General features: G+C 54.8%; 14 protein-coding genes. 7 read left to right on the top strand and 7 right to left on the bottom strand.

From position 1 onward, the window contains the following. The first annotated feature begins 2 nt into the window (after window positions 1-2). A complete protein-coding gene (locus TG4357_RS08035; RefSeq protein ID WP_058262329.1) occupies window positions 3-914 on the top strand; it encodes a ParB/RepB/Spo0J family partition protein in 912 nt (303 codons plus the stop codon). Here the strand turns inward: TG4357_RS08035 and TG4357_RS08030 are convergent. The 4 genes from TG4357_RS08030 to rph are packed head-to-tail and all read right to left on the bottom strand — an operon-like array spanning window position 904 to window position 3,727. After that, window positions 904-1,257: a YbaN family protein gene (locus TG4357_RS08030; RefSeq protein ID WP_058262328.1), complete on the bottom strand. Its 354-nt coding sequence runs from the start codon at window positions 1,255-1,257 to the stop codon at window positions 904-906. The genes TG4357_RS08035 and TG4357_RS08030 overlap by 11 nt on opposite strands. After that, window positions 1,257-2,417 carry a radical SAM family heme chaperone HemW gene (hemW, locus tag TG4357_RS08025; protein ID WP_058262327.1) on the bottom strand — a complete coding sequence of 387 codons (1,161 nt, stop codon included), beginning with the start codon at window positions 2,415-2,417 and terminating at the stop codon, window positions 1,257-1,259. Before hemW ends, TG4357_RS08030 begins: the two co-directional genes overlap by 1 nt. Next, entirely contained in the window at window positions 2,410-3,018 is a 609-nt protein-coding gene (gene rdgB / locus TG4357_RS08020) for an RdgB/HAM1 family non-canonical purine NTP pyrophosphatase (RefSeq protein WP_058262326.1), read from the bottom strand. The genes hemW and rdgB overlap by 8 nt, the downstream gene beginning before the upstream one ends. Further along, window positions 3,011-3,727 (bottom strand): ribonuclease PH, encoded by a 717-nt coding sequence (gene rph, locus TG4357_RS08015; RefSeq protein WP_058262325.1) that lies wholly within the window; start codon window positions 3,725-3,727, stop codon window positions 3,011-3,013. The genes rdgB and rph overlap by 8 nt, the downstream gene beginning before the upstream one ends. Window positions 3,728-3,838: 111 nt before the next feature. Here rph and hrcA point away from each other — a divergent pair, with 111 nt between their 5' ends. The 3 genes from hrcA to TG4357_RS08000 are packed head-to-tail and all read left to right on the top strand — an operon-like array spanning window position 3,839 to window position 6,574. Continuing rightward, entirely contained in the window at window positions 3,839-4,903 is a 1,065-nt protein-coding gene (hrcA, locus tag TG4357_RS08010; protein ID WP_058262324.1) for a heat-inducible transcriptional repressor HrcA, read from the top strand. Window positions 4,904-4,919: 16 nt separating this feature from the next. Continuing rightward, the gene (locus tag TG4357_RS08005) at window positions 4,920-5,474 is read left to right on the top strand and encodes a nucleotide exchange factor GrpE (RefSeq protein WP_058262323.1); all 555 of its coding nucleotides are present in this window, start codon (window positions 4,920-4,922) and stop codon (window positions 5,472-5,474) included. Between the two features lie 53 nt (window positions 5,475-5,527). After that, complete coding sequence (locus tag TG4357_RS08000; protein WP_058262322.1) at window positions 5,528-6,574, top strand: TPM domain-containing protein; 1,047 nt, start codon at window positions 5,528-5,530, stop codon at window positions 6,572-6,574. On the opposite strand, the gene mutS is transcribed toward TG4357_RS08000, so the two are convergent. After that, window positions 6,575-9,196 carry a DNA mismatch repair protein MutS gene (mutS, locus tag TG4357_RS07995; RefSeq protein WP_058262321.1) on the bottom strand — a complete coding sequence of 874 codons (2,622 nt, stop codon included), beginning with the start codon at window positions 9,194-9,196 and terminating at the stop codon, window positions 6,575-6,577. Between the two features lie 153 nt (window positions 9,197-9,349). On the opposite strand from mutS, the gene TG4357_RS07990 reads away from it, so the two are divergent. Together TG4357_RS07990 and TG4357_RS07985 are read left to right on the top strand one after the other, a co-directional pair. Further along, entirely contained in the window at window positions 9,350-11,608 is a 2,259-nt protein-coding gene (locus TG4357_RS07990) for an NADP-dependent malic enzyme (RefSeq protein ID WP_058262320.1), read from the top strand. 14 nt (window positions 11,609-11,622) lie between these two features. Next, window positions 11,623-12,498, top strand: a complete 876-nt coding sequence (locus TG4357_RS07985; RefSeq protein ID WP_058262319.1) for a ribokinase — start codon at window positions 11,623-11,625, stop codon at window positions 12,496-12,498. Here the strand turns inward: TG4357_RS07985 and msrA are convergent. After that, complete coding sequence (msrA, locus tag TG4357_RS07980; RefSeq protein WP_058262318.1) at window positions 12,495-13,157, bottom strand: peptide-methionine (S)-S-oxide reductase MsrA; 663 nt, start codon at window positions 13,155-13,157, stop codon at window positions 12,495-12,497. The two genes, TG4357_RS07985 and msrA, sit on opposite strands and share 4 nt — an antisense overlap. A 156-nt stretch (window positions 13,158-13,313) precedes the next feature. Here msrA and TG4357_RS07975 point away from each other — a divergent pair, with 156 nt between their 5' ends. Beyond that, window positions 13,314-14,027 (top strand): sulfotransferase-like domain-containing protein, encoded by a 714-nt coding sequence (locus TG4357_RS07975; protein ID WP_058262317.1) that lies wholly within the window; start codon window positions 13,314-13,316, stop codon window positions 14,025-14,027. A gap of 87 nt (window positions 14,028-14,114) precedes the next feature. Here TG4357_RS07975 and TG4357_RS07970 read toward each other — a convergent pair whose 3' ends face one another. Next, entirely contained in the window at window positions 14,115-14,402 is a 288-nt protein-coding gene (locus TG4357_RS07970; RefSeq protein ID WP_058262316.1) for an SCP2 sterol-binding domain-containing protein, read from the bottom strand. Window positions 14,403-14,449 lie beyond the last annotated feature (47 nt).

Raw genomic sequence — 14,449 nt, 5'->3', positions numbered from 1 at the left:
ATATGAGCGATCGACCCAAATCCCGCGGTCTGGGCCGCGGCCTGTCGGCCCTGATGGCCGATGTGAACCGGAATCCCACACCTACCGAAGCAGGTGAGAGCATTCATCGTGCCGATATGATGGTGCCGATCGAAAAGGTAAAGCCGAACCCGGATCAGCCACGCCGTAGTTTTACCCAGGATCAGCTGGAAGAATTGGCTGCATCGATCAAAGAAAAAGGCATTATTCAACCGTTGATCGTGCGGGAAAGGAGCGACGAACCGGGGTCATTTGAAATTGTCGCAGGTGAACGCCGTTGGCGTGCGGCACAAATGGCGATGCAACACACAGTTCCTGTTATCGTGCGCGATTTTGACGATACCGAAGTTTTGGAAGTCGCGATTATCGAAAACATTCAGCGTGCCGATCTGAACGCTGTGGAAGAAGCCGTCGGCTATAAACAGTTGATGGAAAAATTTGGCCATACTCAGGAAAAGCTGTCTGAGGTCTTGGGTAAAAGCCGGAGCTATATTGCGAACTTGGTGCGGTTGCTTCAGTTGCCGGAAGAGGTTCAGGAATTTCTTCGTGAAGGCAAGCTGACTGCGGGTCATGCACGGGCGCTTATCACGTCAGATGATCCACTGACTTTGGCGAAAAAGGTGATCCATTCCGGCCTGTCGGTGCGCGAAACGGAAAAATTGGCCAAGAAGCCGGTCAATAATATCTTCAATGAGACCGGTAAGACGGAAAAAGCTCCGAAGCCGATCGAAAAGGATGCAGATACCCGTGCGTTAGAGGACGATCTGTCCGCGGCCCTGAGCATGAAGGTGTCGATTGACCACGAATCCGGTAAGGAAAGTGGTAAGTTATTGATTTCTTATAAAGATTTTGATCAACTTGACGAGTTGTGCCGCAAGTTATCTGTCACGAATTAGGCCGGGACCAAATGAATATCATAACGAGGCAGAGGGTGATCGCTTGAACGATCAGGATCATGGGGCGCAACCCCATGATCAAAGCGAGCAGGAAAACAGCGACAATAGACAGGGTGGCAATTCGTTTGGCTTTGGCACTGATTGCGCCACGTTCCTGCCAATCCACGATCGAGGGACCAAAGGTAGGATGTTCAACCAACCAAGCGTGCAACCGTTCGCTGGATCGGGCAAAGAAGAACGCGGCCAAAAGCATGAATGGAACCGTCGGGATAAGCGGCAATATCACACCGATCAGACCTAATCCGACACTGATTAATCCCAAAATGGCCCAGATAACCCGCATCAGTTGTCTACCAACAGTTCTTTGATAACCGCATTCAGTACCATTCTGCCCGCATCTGTCACGCTGACATTTTGTCCCGTGATTTCGATCATATCGATATCGATCAAATAGCGCAGCTTTTCTGCATTCAAGGGCTGACCTGCCAAAGCGGTGTATCGGTCGGCATTGATTCCATCTGCAATGCGAAGCCCCATCATCAGGTATTCACCGGCCTGATCCAATCCGGCCAAGGGTGCGCGTGATTCTGCGCGGATGCCAGATTCGACTGCGTGCAGCCATTTGCCGGGGGCCAGTTCGGTTTCGGTGGCATAGCGTTGGCCGTTTAAAGTGATCCGACCGTGGGCACCGGGACCAATTCCAATATAATCACCATAGCGCCAATAAATCAGGTTGTGACGTGATTCAGAGCCGGGTTTGGCATGATTGGAGACTTCATAGGCCAATAAACCCGCAGTTCCGCACAGATCCTGAGTAAGCTCATACATATCTGCGGCGATATCATCTTCGGGCAATCCACGCAGCAACCCGCGATTGTAACGATCGCCAAAAGCGGTGCCTTGTTCGATGGTCAATTGATATAGAGACAGGTGGTCAGCGGCCATGGAAAGGGCTTCAGCGAGTTCTTTGCGCCAATTGTTCAGCGTTTGATCCTGCCTGGCATAGATCAAATCGAAACTGACCCGGTCGAAATGGGTTCGGGCAACATCGAAAGCGGTGCGGGCTTCTTCTACGGTGTGAATACGGCCTAATCGGCGCAAATCATGGTTGTTTAGGGCCTGAATACCCATCGACACCCGGTTGACACCAGCTTGAGCGTAGGCCTGAAACCGGCCGGATTCAACGGATCCAGGATTGGCTTCTAAGGTGACTTCCAAATCATTTGCTTGTGGCCAAATCTGTCGGATTCGTTCCAAAATCCTGGCAACCAGATCGGGATCCATCAGGCTGGGCGTGCCACCGCCAAAGAAAACCGAATTCAGAACCCGGTTGGGGATTTCTTCGGCATAGCGGTCAAGTTCGGAAAGATATGCTTTCAGCCAGCGGGATTGATCAATATTTTGCGCCACATGGCTGTTGAAATCGCAATAGGGGCATTTGGCCTGACAAAACGGCCAATGCAGATAGAGCCCGAAGCCCCCTTGTTGCCAATCTTCATTCAAAACAGTTTTTCACAAGCTTCCTAAACGCATCAGCGCGATGGCTTATGTCCTGTTTTTTTGCCGGGTCCATTTCGCCAAAGGTGATGTCGTACCCGTCGGGAATGAACATGGGGTCATACCCAAAGCCGGTATCGCCGCGCATCGGCCATGTGACCTGACCTTCGACCGTGCCTTCGAAGACTTCGTCATGGCCGTCAGGCCAGGCTAGGCACAGGGTGCAATTGAATGCCGCTTTGCGCGGGTAGGGAGCGTTTTTTTCTTCCAGCAGATTCCAGGTCTTTTCCATCGCCATCGGAAAATCGCGGCCGTTCGGCGTTTCTGCCCAATCGGCAGTGTAAACCCCGGGCGCGCCGTCAAGTGCGTTGACGGTGATACCTGTGTCATCGGACAGGGCCGGCAGGCCGGTTTCCCGAGCTGCGAAATGCGCCTTGATCCTAGCGTTTCCGGCAAAACTGTCTTCGGTTTCCTCGGGCTCGATCAGCCCGTGATCGGCGGCCGAAGAAACACGGATACCGAACGGGGCTAGCAAAGCTGCGATTTCACGCAGCTTGCCCTTGTTATGGCTGGCCAGAACCAGCTGGTCGCCGTCGAATTTACGCATCGACGGCTGCCCGTTGTGCGGCGACGAGTTCTTCCACACCTTTTTCAGCCAGATCCAGTAGTTGATTCATCTGATCGCGGGAATAGGTCGCGCCTTCGGCCGACATTTGAACTTCGATCAGCTGCTTATTGCCCAGCATGATGAAATTACCATCAACGCCGGCTTCGCTGTCTTCGGGATAATCCAGATCCAGAACTGGTTGACCGGCGTAAATGCCGCAACTGACCGCAGAAACGGGTTGGACCAGTGGATCAGAGATGACGTCGCCGGTTTTCATCAGCTTGTCCACAGCCAGACGAAGCGCAACCCAACCGCCGGTGATTGACGCACAGCGTGTTCCGCCATCGGCTTGAATCACATCACAATCGACGGTAATCTGGCGTTCGCCAAGCGCGACACGATCCACGCCAGCGCGCAGAGAACGACCAATAAGACGCTGAATTTCAACAGTTCTTCCACCCTGTTTTCCTGCTGACGCTTCACGACGCATACGCGAAGTGGTGGAGCGCGGTAGCATGCCGTATTCTGCTGTGACCCAACCCAGACCGGAGCCGCGAATAAAGGGCGGAACCCGATCTTCGATTGTGGCGGTACACAGGACATGGGTGTCGCCGATACGGATCATGCACGACCCTTCAGCATGTTTGGTCACGCCGGTTTCGATTGAAACCGCGCGCATTTCACTTAAATCTCTTCCAGATGGCCGCATGACTTATTCCTTCTTGATTTACTGCGGGGATACAGGGCCGGGCGCGGCAAAGGCAAGTCCGATTGACCTTTGCGGTGCAACCTCTTTAATGACCCCGATGGGGTGACGGATATGACAGATCGCGGAAATATTCTGACTGAGATGAACGACCGGTCGCGCGAAGTGTTTCGCCGCGTCGTCGAAAGTTATCTGTCCAGTGGCGACCCGGTTGGATCGCGCAGCTTGACCCGTGAAATGAGCGAAAAGGTCAGTGCCGCCACAATTCGCAATGTGATGCAGGATCTGGAATTCATGGGCTTGTTGGATAGCCCGCACGTATCTGCTGGCCGGGTACCGACCCAGATCGGGTTGCGCATGTTTGTAGACGGGTTGTTGGAAGTCCGGGATCTGGATCAAAACGACCGTCAGATGCTGGACCAGACTGTAGGGTCCAATTCCGGCGATGTGTCGGGTATCCTGAATCGCGTCAGTACCGCGCTTTCAGGCGTGACTCAGGGCGCGTCCCTAGTTTTAGCACCAAAACACGAAGCTCCGATCAAACATGTTGAATTCGTTTCTCTTGGGGCGGATCGGGCATTGGTGGTTTTGGTCTTTGCCGATGGCCATGTCGAAAACCGTCTTTTTACACCTCCTGCGGGTCAAACCCCATCTTCGATGCGCGAAGCGGCCAATTTCGTGAATGCGTTGGTTGAAGGCAAAACACTAAGCGAATTGAGCGATACAATCCGGCAGCAGATTGATGTCAGACGTCAGGAAATCGATGTTCTGGCGCGTGACTTGGTGGAAAGCGGGTTGGCATTGTGGGGTGGAGACGGCGAAAGACATGAACGATTGATCGTGCGCGGGCGGTCGAATCTGCTGCAAAGCGAAGCTGGCGATGAAGATCTGGAACGTATTCGTAACTTGTTTGACGACTTGGAACGGAAACGAGACATCGCTGATTTCCTTGATTTGACCGAAACGGGCGAAGGTGTCCGCATTTTTATTGGCTCAGAGAACAAACTTTTTTCACTTTCGGGTTCCTCTTTGGTGGTGTCTCCATATATGAACGCTGATCGTAAGATTGTCGGTGCGGTCGGGGTCATTGGGCCCACTCGTCTAAACTATGGGCGGATCGTGCCGATTGTGGACTATACGGCGCAGCTGGTTGGGCGGATGATTTCTGACCGCGGCTAAAGTTGGAAGGTGGCACATGCCTAAGGAAAACGAATTTCTCGACGATATTGAGGCCGCCGAGGCCGAGGCTTTTGCAGAGGAAGAAACTGAGATTTCGGATGAAGCGGTAGAAGTCGATACGCTGCGAGCAGAACGCGACGATTACCGGGATAAATTCATGCGTGCCTTGGCCGATGCGGAAAATTCCCGCAAACGCGCCGACAAGCAGCGCCGTGAAGCCGAACAATATGGCGGAACAAAACTGGCGCGTGACATGCTGCCGGTTTTCGACAATCTGAAGCGTGCGATGGAATCGGTGACCGACGAACAGCGCGACCAGATGGGTGCGATGATCGAAGGGATTGAACTGACCTTGCGTGAATTGCTCAACGTGTTCAAAAAGCATGGAATCGAACTGATTTCGCCGGAAATCGGTGACAAATTCGATCCGAATATGCATGAAGCGATGTTCGAAGCGCCGGTCCCGAATACCGTGACGGGTGAAATCATTCAGGTCTCGACCGATGGGTTCATGTTGTATGATCGTCTGCTGCGTCCAGCGCAGGTGGGCGTGTCGTCGAATCCCGGCTAAACAGACGCCGGAAATGATGTTAGAAAGCTCCTGAATTTTCAGGAGCTTTTTCTTTGAAACACATTGTTTTGGCTTTGTTCATTGGATTGACTAAGGTTTCGGCGCAAGCACAGACCTATCCGGATTATTCTGAAATCTATGTCAATGATTTTGCCGACTTGTTGCCGGAAGAAAACGAAGCGCACCTTCGCGAAAAATTGAAAGAATTGCGCGAAAAGCGCGGTATTGAATTTACCGTGGTCACCATCGGGGTGATGTCCGATTACGGCTATGTCGGTGAAATCGAACCCTTTGCCACCGGGCTGTTCAATTTTTGGGCCGTTGGCGACGCGGAGCGAAACGATGGCGTGATGATGTTGGTGTCTCGCTTTGATCGGAAAATGCGGATCGAGGTTGGGTCCGGCTATGGCACCGCCAAAGACGCCCCGATGCAAGAAATAATCGACGAAGCGATCCTGCCACGTTTCAAACGAGACGACTATGTCACCGGGATCGAATCCGGCGTGGACGCGGTGATCTATGATCTGACCGGAAGTTTTCCCGGAGAATTCGACGCTAACCTAGCCCAAAAAGCGATAAATCGCGGTAAAAGTCTGCTTGATTGGTTGGGCGGATGGATTTTTGCAATCCTGGCCCCTTTGTTGGCGCTTCCGCTGCAGGTTTACCGGCGCTGGCAGCGTAATAAGCCAAGGTTTTGCCCGAATGACGATACGCGAATGGTCCGGATGGATGAAGGATGGGACGACAAGCATCTGCAAAAGGGCCAGATCACCGAGGAGGAGTTGAAAAGCGTCGATTACGATGTCTGGGAATGTCCTAAATGCGATCATGTGACGGTAGAAGCCTATAAGGCGTGGTTCAGTCCTTATAGTGCCTGCCGGTCCTGCGGATATCGCACCGTCGAAGGTGAAACGGAAATCTTAGAGGCGGCAACCACATCTTCGACGGGCCGAAAAAGGATCGATTATCATTGCCTCAATTGCGACGACCGATGGCACGTGGTCAAGACGATCCCGCGCAAAACTTCATCCAGCAGTTCGTCAGGCGGTTCCTTTAGCGGTGGATCATCCAGCGGCGGCGGTGCCAGCGGAAGTTGGTGATCAGCCTGATTTCAACGCTTTCAATTCATAGATCAGATTGAGCGCTTCACGCGGACTGAGTTCATCCGGAATGATGCTTTCTAGCCTCTGTTCCAGCGGGTTCGGCCCGATTTCGGGTGCGGGGGTGGGGGCAGGGGCAGCCGCGAAAAGTGGCAGATCGTCGATCACGGCCTGTTTTTTTCCACCTTCGCGTTCGCCTTTTTCCAAGGCATCCAACACCACCCGGGCGCGGGCTACCACCGCATCGGGCAGACCTGCCAGTTTCGCAACCTGCACGCCATAGGAACGGTCGGCAGCGCCTTTTCGGACTTCGTGCAGGAAAATCACATCTCCCTCGAATTCCTTCACTGCGACGGTGGCGTTCTCAACGCCGGGCAATTTGCCCGCCAGATTGGTCATTTCATGGTAATGGGTCGCAAACAGCGCCCTGCATTTGTTCACGTCATGAAGATGTTCCAGTGTCGCCCAGGCAATCGACAGCCCGTCATAAGTGGCGGTACCGCGACCAATTTCATCAAGGATCACCAGCGCCCGGTCATCCGACTGATTCAGGATCGCGGCGGTTTCGACCATTTCCACCATGAAGGTCGACCGACCCCGAGCCAGATCGTCAGACGCACCGACGCGGCTGAACAATTGGCTGACGAGCCCGATTTCAGCTTTTTTCGCCGGAACATAACTGCCCATCTGCGCCAGCAGCGCGATCAACGCATTCTGACGCAAGAAGGTTGATTTACCCGCCATGTTCGGACCTGTCAGAAGCCAGATATCAGCGCCGTCGCTTCCATCGGCCAGTTCACAATCATTGGCAATAAAGGGTGCGCCGCCTTGCTTTTTCAGAGCCTGTTCCACCACAGGATGGCGACCTGCTTCGATATGCAATCGGCGACTATCATCGACATTGGGCCGAATCCAATCTTCGGCCCGGGCTAAATCGGCAAGTGACGTCGACAGATCAATTTCCGCCAAAGCGTGGGATGCCGCCCCGATCTGATCGGCTCGGCTCAGGATGGCGTGACGCAGGGATTCAAACAGCCGTTTTTCAATTTCCAATGCGCGGCCGCCAGCATTCAGGATCTTGGTTTCCATTTCTGATAACGGAATCGTGGTAAACCGAACCTGATTGGCTGTGGTTTGCCGGTGCTTGAACGTATCGGACAGAGGTTCCGACAGCATTTTATCGGCATGGGTGGCAGTCACTTCGACGAAATACCCCAGCACGTTATTGTGTTTGATTTTAAGCGCGGAAATTCCTGTTTCCTGACTGTATTGGGCCTGCATTTTGGCGATTACGCCGCGGCCTTCGTCGCGCAACTGACGCATTTCGTCGAGTTCGTCATCATATCCCGGCGCGATGAATCCGCCATCGCGGGCCAGCAGTGGCGGTTCGGCCACCAAGGCCTGATCCAGAAGGTCGAGCAATTCATCATGTCCGACAAGCGCCTTTGCCGATTGCGTCAACAGCGGTGGCAGGTCAAGCGCCGCCAACCGGTCAGAGATTTGTCCGGCCTGTTCCAAACCGTTTCTAATCGCGGTCAGGTCGCGTGGTCCGCCGCGATCCAGACCCAAGCGGGACAAAGCCCGATCCAGATCGGGGACTTTGCGCAGATCGTCACGAAGCGAGCTGCAGATTCGACCCTGTTTCACCGCAAAATCAACGGCATCCAGCCGCTCATGGATCGCCGACAAGATCCGCGAAGGGCTAGAAAGTCGGCGTTCCAGCAGCCGAGCTCCCGCAGCGGTCACGGTGTGGTCGATGGCGGCCAACAAAGATCCGGCGCGGGTGCCGGTCATCGCGCGGGTCAGTTCCAGATTGCGCCGGGTGGCGGCATCGATCTGCATCACCCGTGCCTGCGCTTCACGCTGTGGTTTGCGCAACAAAGGCAGTTTGCCCTTCTGGGTGATTTCCAGATATTCGACCACGGCCCCCATTGCCGAAACTTCGGCGCGGGAAAACTGACCAAAGGCATCGAGAGAGGAAACTTCGAACAATGCACAAAGCCGTTTTTCGGCGCTGGCGCTGTCGAACGCCGAACGCGATAACGGGGTAAGGGCGGCCCCGGATTCAGAGACAATTTCGGCCAGATCATGCTCTTGTGTCTCGGATACGACGACTTCCGACGGCATCAATCGCGCCAATTCCGGACCCAGCCGAACCGGAGGTACCAACATCGCGTGAAATTCACCGGTGGAAATATCAACCCACGCCAAGGCCGCTTCGTCCCGGACCAGGGCATAAGCGCAAAGGAAATTGTGCCGGCGTGCTTCCAGCAGGGATTCTTCGGTCAGGGTGCCGGGGGTGACCAACCGTACCACTTCGCGCCGCACGACGGATTTCGATCCGCGCTTTTTCGCTTCTGCCGGATCTTCCATCTGTTCACAGACACCGACGCGAAACCCTTTGCGGATCAGGGTCAACAAGTAGCCTTCGGCGGAATGCACCGGAACGCCGCACATCGGGATATCTTCACCCGCATGTTTGCCCCGTTTGGTCAGCGCGATGTCCAACGCTTCGGATGCTGCGACAGCATCGTCAAAGAACATTTCATAGAAATCGCCCATCCGGTAAAACAGCAACGCATCCTTATGCGCATCCTTGATTTCCAGATACTGCGCCATCATGGGCGTTACTGCTGACACGATTTTCCCCCGGTGTTGTTTCGACGAACTTTACAAATCCCGGCCCTGCGACGAAAGGCGAAAACGTGTTTTGGTTGAGACGCGGGCCGCAGCGCTGTAAGAGGTTCCGACCGTATTAATTTCAGGCCCTGACAGATGACCAAGCAGAAATACACCCCGGAAGAGGCGCTGGCCTTCCATTTGGAACCAACGCCCGGGAAATTCGAAATCACCGCGACCGTACCGATGACGACTCAGCGGGATCTGTCACTGGCCTATTCGCCCGGTGTCGCGGTGCCCTGTGAAGCAATCGCGGAAAACCCGGAATTGGCTTATGATTATACCAACAAGGGCAATCTGGTGGCGGTGATTTCGAACGGCACCGCCGTTTTGGGTCTGGGCAATCTGGGCGCGTTGGGATCGAAACCGGTGATGGAAGGCAAGGCGGTGTTGTTCAAGCGTTTCGCCGACGTGAATTCCATCGATATTGAACTTGATACTGAAGATCCCGATGAAATCATCAAGGCGGTCCGGTTGATGGGGCCGACGTTCGGCGGCATCAACCTTGAGGATATCAAGGCACCTGAATGTTTCATCATTGAACAAAAGCTCAAGGAAGAAATGGATATTCCGGTCTTCCATGATGATCAGCACGGAACAGCGGTGATTTGTGCGGCGGGCATGATCAATGCGCTGCATATCTCGGGCAAGAAGATCGAAGACGTGAAGGTTGTTCTAAACGGTGCTGGTGCGGCCGGGATTGCCTGTGTCGAATTGCTGAAGCGGATGGGGGCACGGCACGAGAATTGTATCGTCTGCGATACCAAGGGCGTGATTTATCAGGGCCGTACCGAAGGTATGAACCAATGGAAATCTGCCCATGCGGTGAAAACCGAACTGCGCACGCTGGAAGATGCGATGAAAGGGGCAGACGTGTTCCTTGGGGTGTCGGCAAAGGGGGCGGTAACGCCGGAAATGGTGGAATCGATGGGGGACAACCCGGTGATCTTCGCCATGGCGAATCCCGATCCCGAAATCACCCCGGAAGAAGCCCACGCCGTCCGCGCCGATGCGATCGTGGCGACGGGTCGATCGGATTATCCCAATCAAGTGAACAACGTTCTGGGATTCCCCTACCTGTTCCGCGGGGCATTGGATATCCACGCTCGCGCGATCAATGACGAAATGAAAATCGCTTGTGCTGAAGCGTTGGCGAAACTGGCGCGCGAAGACGTACCAGACGAGGTCGCTATGGCCTATGGCAAGGCGCTGACTTTTGGCCGCGATTACATCATTCCGACCCCGTTCGATCCGCGCCTGATCCATACCATTCCGCCAGCAGTGGCCAAGGCGGGCATGGATACCGGCGTGGCACGGCGGCCGATCATCGATATGGATGCCTATGAGGTGTCTTTGAAATCACGGATGGACCCGACCGCCAACGTGATGCGCGGCATTCATGCCCGTGCCCGCAAGGCACAGGCCCGGATGATCTTTGCCGAAGGCGACGACCCCCGCGTGCTGCGGGCTGCGGTACAATATCAGCGGTCCGGTTTGGGCAAGGCTTTGGTTGTGGGCCGCGAAGCCGATGTGAAAACCAAGCTGGAAGCGGCCGGTATGGCCGATGCGGTACGCGAACTGGAAGTGGTGAATGCTGCCAACACCCGGCATCTCGAAACTTACAAAGATTTTCTTTATAAGCGGCTGCAACGCAAAGGGTATGACCGGCACGATATTCATCGGTTGGCCGCCCGTGATCGACATGTGTTTTCCGCGCTGATGCTGTCGCATGGTCATGGCGATGGCTTGATTACCGGGGCGACGCGGAAATCGGCGCATGTTCTGGAACTGATCAACCATGTTTTCGACGCCGATGCGCATCACGGTGCGGTTGGGGTGACGGCGCTGTTAAACAAGGGCAAAATCGTTCTGATTTCGGATACTTTGGTGCATGAATGGCCGAATGAAGAAGATCTGGCGACCATCGCGGAACGGTCTGCCGATGTGGCGCGCCATCTGGGATTGGAACCACGGGTGGCCTTTGTCAGCTTTTCGACCTTCGGTTATCCGGTGTCTGAACGGGCTGAAAAAATGCATCTGGCCCCGGCCGTTTTGGAAAAACGCGGCGTGGATTTCGAATTCGAAGGCGAAATGACCGTTGATGTGGCATTGAACGCAAAGGCTGCCGAAGCCTACCCGTTTCAACGCCTGACCGGGCCAGCCAATATCCTGGTGGTTCCGGCGCGGCATTCGGCGTCTATCTCGGTCAAGCTGATGCAGGAAATGGCCGGCGCGACAGTTGTGGGTCCGATCCTTTCAGGTGTCGATAAGTCGATTCAGATCTGTTCGACGGGGTCGACTGCCAGCGATGTGTTGAATATGGCCATTTTGGCCGCGTGTAAGGTCGGTGACTGAATGAGGTTGCCCGAATGACCATCTGGAACCTCGGGTCGATCAACGCCGATTACTTTTACCGGGTGCCGCATCTGCCGGCGCCCGGAGAAACCATTCTGGCAGATGCGATGGAACGGGGATTGGGTGGCAAGGGCGCAAACATGTCTGTTGCCGCCGCCCGGTCCGGTGCCCATGTCAGCCATATCGGCGCGGTCGGCCCGGACGGGCAGTGGGCAATTGACCGTTTGACCGAATACGGCGTCGACACAAGACCCATCGCCAAACTTGACGCGCCGACGGGACATGCGGTGATTTCGTTGGATGCGGCGGGTGAAAACGCCATCATTGTCTATCCGGGAGCGAACAGGGAATTGGCGCAGGATGCGATCGGTCTGGCGCTTACCGAATCATCTTCTGGGGATCTTCTGCTTATGCAGAACGAAACCAATGGACAGGCCTTTGCCGCTGAAACAGGGTCGAAATTGGGGTTGAAGGTTGCCTATGCCGCTGCCCCGTTTTCAGCCGAAGCGGTCAAGGCCGTGCTTCCCTATCTCGACATTTTGGTCTTGAATCAGATCGAAATGGCGCAACTGGTCGACGAAACCGGGCTGTTGCCGGGGCCCAAGATGGGCGTCGATACGGTGATCGTGACCAAGGGCGCCGAAGGCTGCACGTTATATGATCGCGCCAACGGGTGGGATGCCATCGGGTTCGACGCCATTCTGGTCGATCCGGTTGATACCACCGGGGCAGGGGATACCTTCACCGGCTATTTCCTGGCGGGAATCGATCGGGGAATGTCGACAGATGAGGCAATCGGTCTGGCGATCAAGGCAGCGGCTCTGATGGTGACGCGGCAGGGCACGGCCGATGTCATTCCAGATTTAAAAGAGGTTTTGGATTGGGGTTAGCCCCCGGCGAAAGCCGCCGCATCGCCCCATAATTGCTGCACTCGGATGTCCCGACCACAGGAATCGCGATACCGTTTATATGCTTTCCATTGCTTGATCGGGCCGAACCGGGTCAAAACGGTTTTTTCACTTTTGTAGTAATCCTGATGATACCCTTCTGCCGGGTAAAACCTTGCTTCGGCAAGTATCGGGGTGACGATTTTCTGGCCCAACGCGGCCTCGGCGCGTATCTTGGCGGCCTCAGCTTGTGCTTTTTCCGCCGGATCAGAAACGAAAATCGCGGTGCGATAGCTGTCACCACGATCACAGAATTGTCCACCTGCATCGGTGGGATCGACCGAGCGGAAAAAGAGATCAAGCAAGGTTTCACGGGAAACCATATCGGGGTCGAATCTGATCTGTACCGCCTCAAAATGGCCGGTTCCGCCATGGCTGACCTGTTTGTAGGTGGGATTTTTAACCGACCCGCCAGTGTAGCCCGATACCGCGCTTTGAACGCCTTTGACGCTTTCGAAATCGGCCTCGACACACCAAAAACATCCGCCGGCCAGTGTCAGCACCTGAGATTGTCCGGCGTTGGCGCGATCGCAATGCGCCAGCCAGCCAATGAGGATTGCGATGGACAGCACTATCGGTTTCAGATCGTTGAATGTCAGCATGGTTTGACCCTCCGGCGTTCAGTTTGCCTTTGCGGGTCGACCGTGCCTAGCACCTGCAACGGAAATTCACGCAAGCTTGAGCAGGCGTGACCGCAATTCTCCGGTCTTTTCAATTCGGACGATTATTTCTAGCCTGAATCAAAAAGGAGCAGTGTCATGCGTATTGCAATGTGGTCAGGGCCCAGAAACCTGTCGACGGCGATGATGTATTCCTTTGGTGCCCGCAGCGATTTCGCCGTTGTTGATGAACCGTTTAACGCCGCCTACCTGCGCCTGACCGGCCTGAAACATCCGATGCGGGATCAGATTCTGGCGTCACAATCGCAAGATCCTGATGAAATAGCCAAGACTCTACTAGGCCCTATCCCAGCCGATAAGCCTCATTTCTATCAAAAACACATGACCCAGCACATGATCCCCGGCATTTCGCGCGATTGGATGGCGCAGGTCGCCAACGTGTTCCTGATCCGCCACCCGGCGCGGGTGATCGCCAGTTTCGCGGCGAAATGGGACGGGTTTGGCCTAGACGATATTGGCTTTACCCAACAAAGTGAACTGTACGATTACACCCGGTCGCTGGGTCAGAACCCGCTGGTGATCGATAGTGCCGATATCCGTCGCGATCCCGAAACCATGTTGCGCAAGCTTTGTGCGGCGGTCGGGCTGGATTTCGATCCGGCGATGTTGCACTGGCCCGAAGGTGGCAGTTCTGCGGACGGGGTTTGGGCGGCGCATTGGTATGGGGCGGTACATGCGTCGACCGGGTTTGCGCCTGCCGAGGGGGATTTGCCGGATCTGACGGAGAAGGCAGCGGAATTGCTGGAACAGGCATTGCCGCATTACGAGAGGTTGGCGGCGTTGAAGATATAGGCCTGTTGGTAAATGTCTAACCGACCATAATTCAGTTTCTGCTAAAGCCCAAACGGCCGTTAGCAGAAATGGCAGAAAAATTCTGTCTTATCCCTTGAGCAAACTGGCGAGTTTCATGGCGACGCCCGGATCGCCTGATACTTTCAGTTTACCCATCATCACGGCCGTCATTGGGTTCAGATTACCCGAAACGAGTTTCGCCAGGTTTTTGACCGACAGTTTCAGCGTGCAGTCGGTGCGTTGATCCTCAAGGCTGACTTGATTGTTCGCGATGACCAGAACGCCATCGTCGCCGCAGTCGAACTTCAAACTGTCAGTGAACGAACTGGAGGCAACGCTACCTCGGATATTCTCAGCAATTTCGGCGAGCGTCATGGTGTGCTCCAAATGAAAAACGCCCCCCTTGGATAGGAGGGCGTTTT

Origin of the sequence: Thalassovita gelatinovora, assembly GCF_001458355.1 — a bacterium.
GTDB lineage: Bacteria > Pseudomonadota > Alphaproteobacteria > Rhodobacterales > Rhodobacteraceae > Thalassobius > Thalassobius gelatinovorus.
The sequence above is the reverse complement of the archived record's forward strand: the minus strand, read 5'-3'. Positions and strand labels throughout refer to the sequence as shown.

Excerpts from the sequence above, each read along its gene's own strand:
- TG4357_RS08030 (WP_058262328.1), bottom strand. The coding sequence starts at position 1,257 with ATGCGGGTTATCTGGGCCATTTTGGGATTAATCAGTGTCGGATTAGGT.
- rph (WP_058262325.1), bottom strand. The coding sequence starts at position 3,727 with ATGCGGCCATCTGGAAGAGATTTAAGTGAAATGCGCGCGGTTTCAATC.
- mutS (WP_058262321.1), bottom strand. The coding sequence starts at position 9,196 with ATGATGGCGCAGTATCTGGAAATCAAGGATGCGCATAAGGATGCGTTG.
- rdgB (WP_058262326.1), bottom strand. The coding sequence starts at position 3,018 with ATGCGTAAATTCGACGGCGACCAGCTGGTTCTGGCCAGCCATAACAAG.
- TG4357_RS07975 (WP_058262317.1), top strand. The coding sequence starts at position 13,314 with ATGCGTATTGCAATGTGGTCAGGGCCCAGAAACCTGTCGACGGCGATG.
- hrcA (WP_058262324.1), top strand. The coding sequence starts at position 3,839 with ATGACAGATCGCGGAAATATTCTGACTGAGATGAACGACCGGTCGCGC.
- TG4357_RS07990 (WP_058262320.1), top strand. The coding sequence starts at position 9,350 with ATGACCAAGCAGAAATACACCCCGGAAGAGGCGCTGGCCTTCCATTTG.
- TG4357_RS07985 (WP_058262319.1), top strand. The coding sequence starts at position 11,623 with ATGACCATCTGGAACCTCGGGTCGATCAACGCCGATTACTTTTACCGG.
- TG4357_RS08035 (WP_058262329.1), top strand. The coding sequence starts at position 3 with ATGAGCGATCGACCCAAATCCCGCGGTCTGGGCCGCGGCCTGTCGGCC.
- TG4357_RS07970 (WP_058262316.1), bottom strand. The coding sequence starts at position 14,402 with ATGACGCTCGCCGAAATTGCTGAGAATATCCGAGGTAGCGTTGCCTCC.
- TG4357_RS08005 (WP_058262323.1), top strand. The coding sequence starts at position 4,920 with ATGCCTAAGGAAAACGAATTTCTCGACGATATTGAGGCCGCCGAGGCC.
- msrA (WP_058262318.1), bottom strand. The coding sequence starts at position 13,157 with ATGCTGACATTCAACGATCTGAAACCGATAGTGCTGTCCATCGCAATC.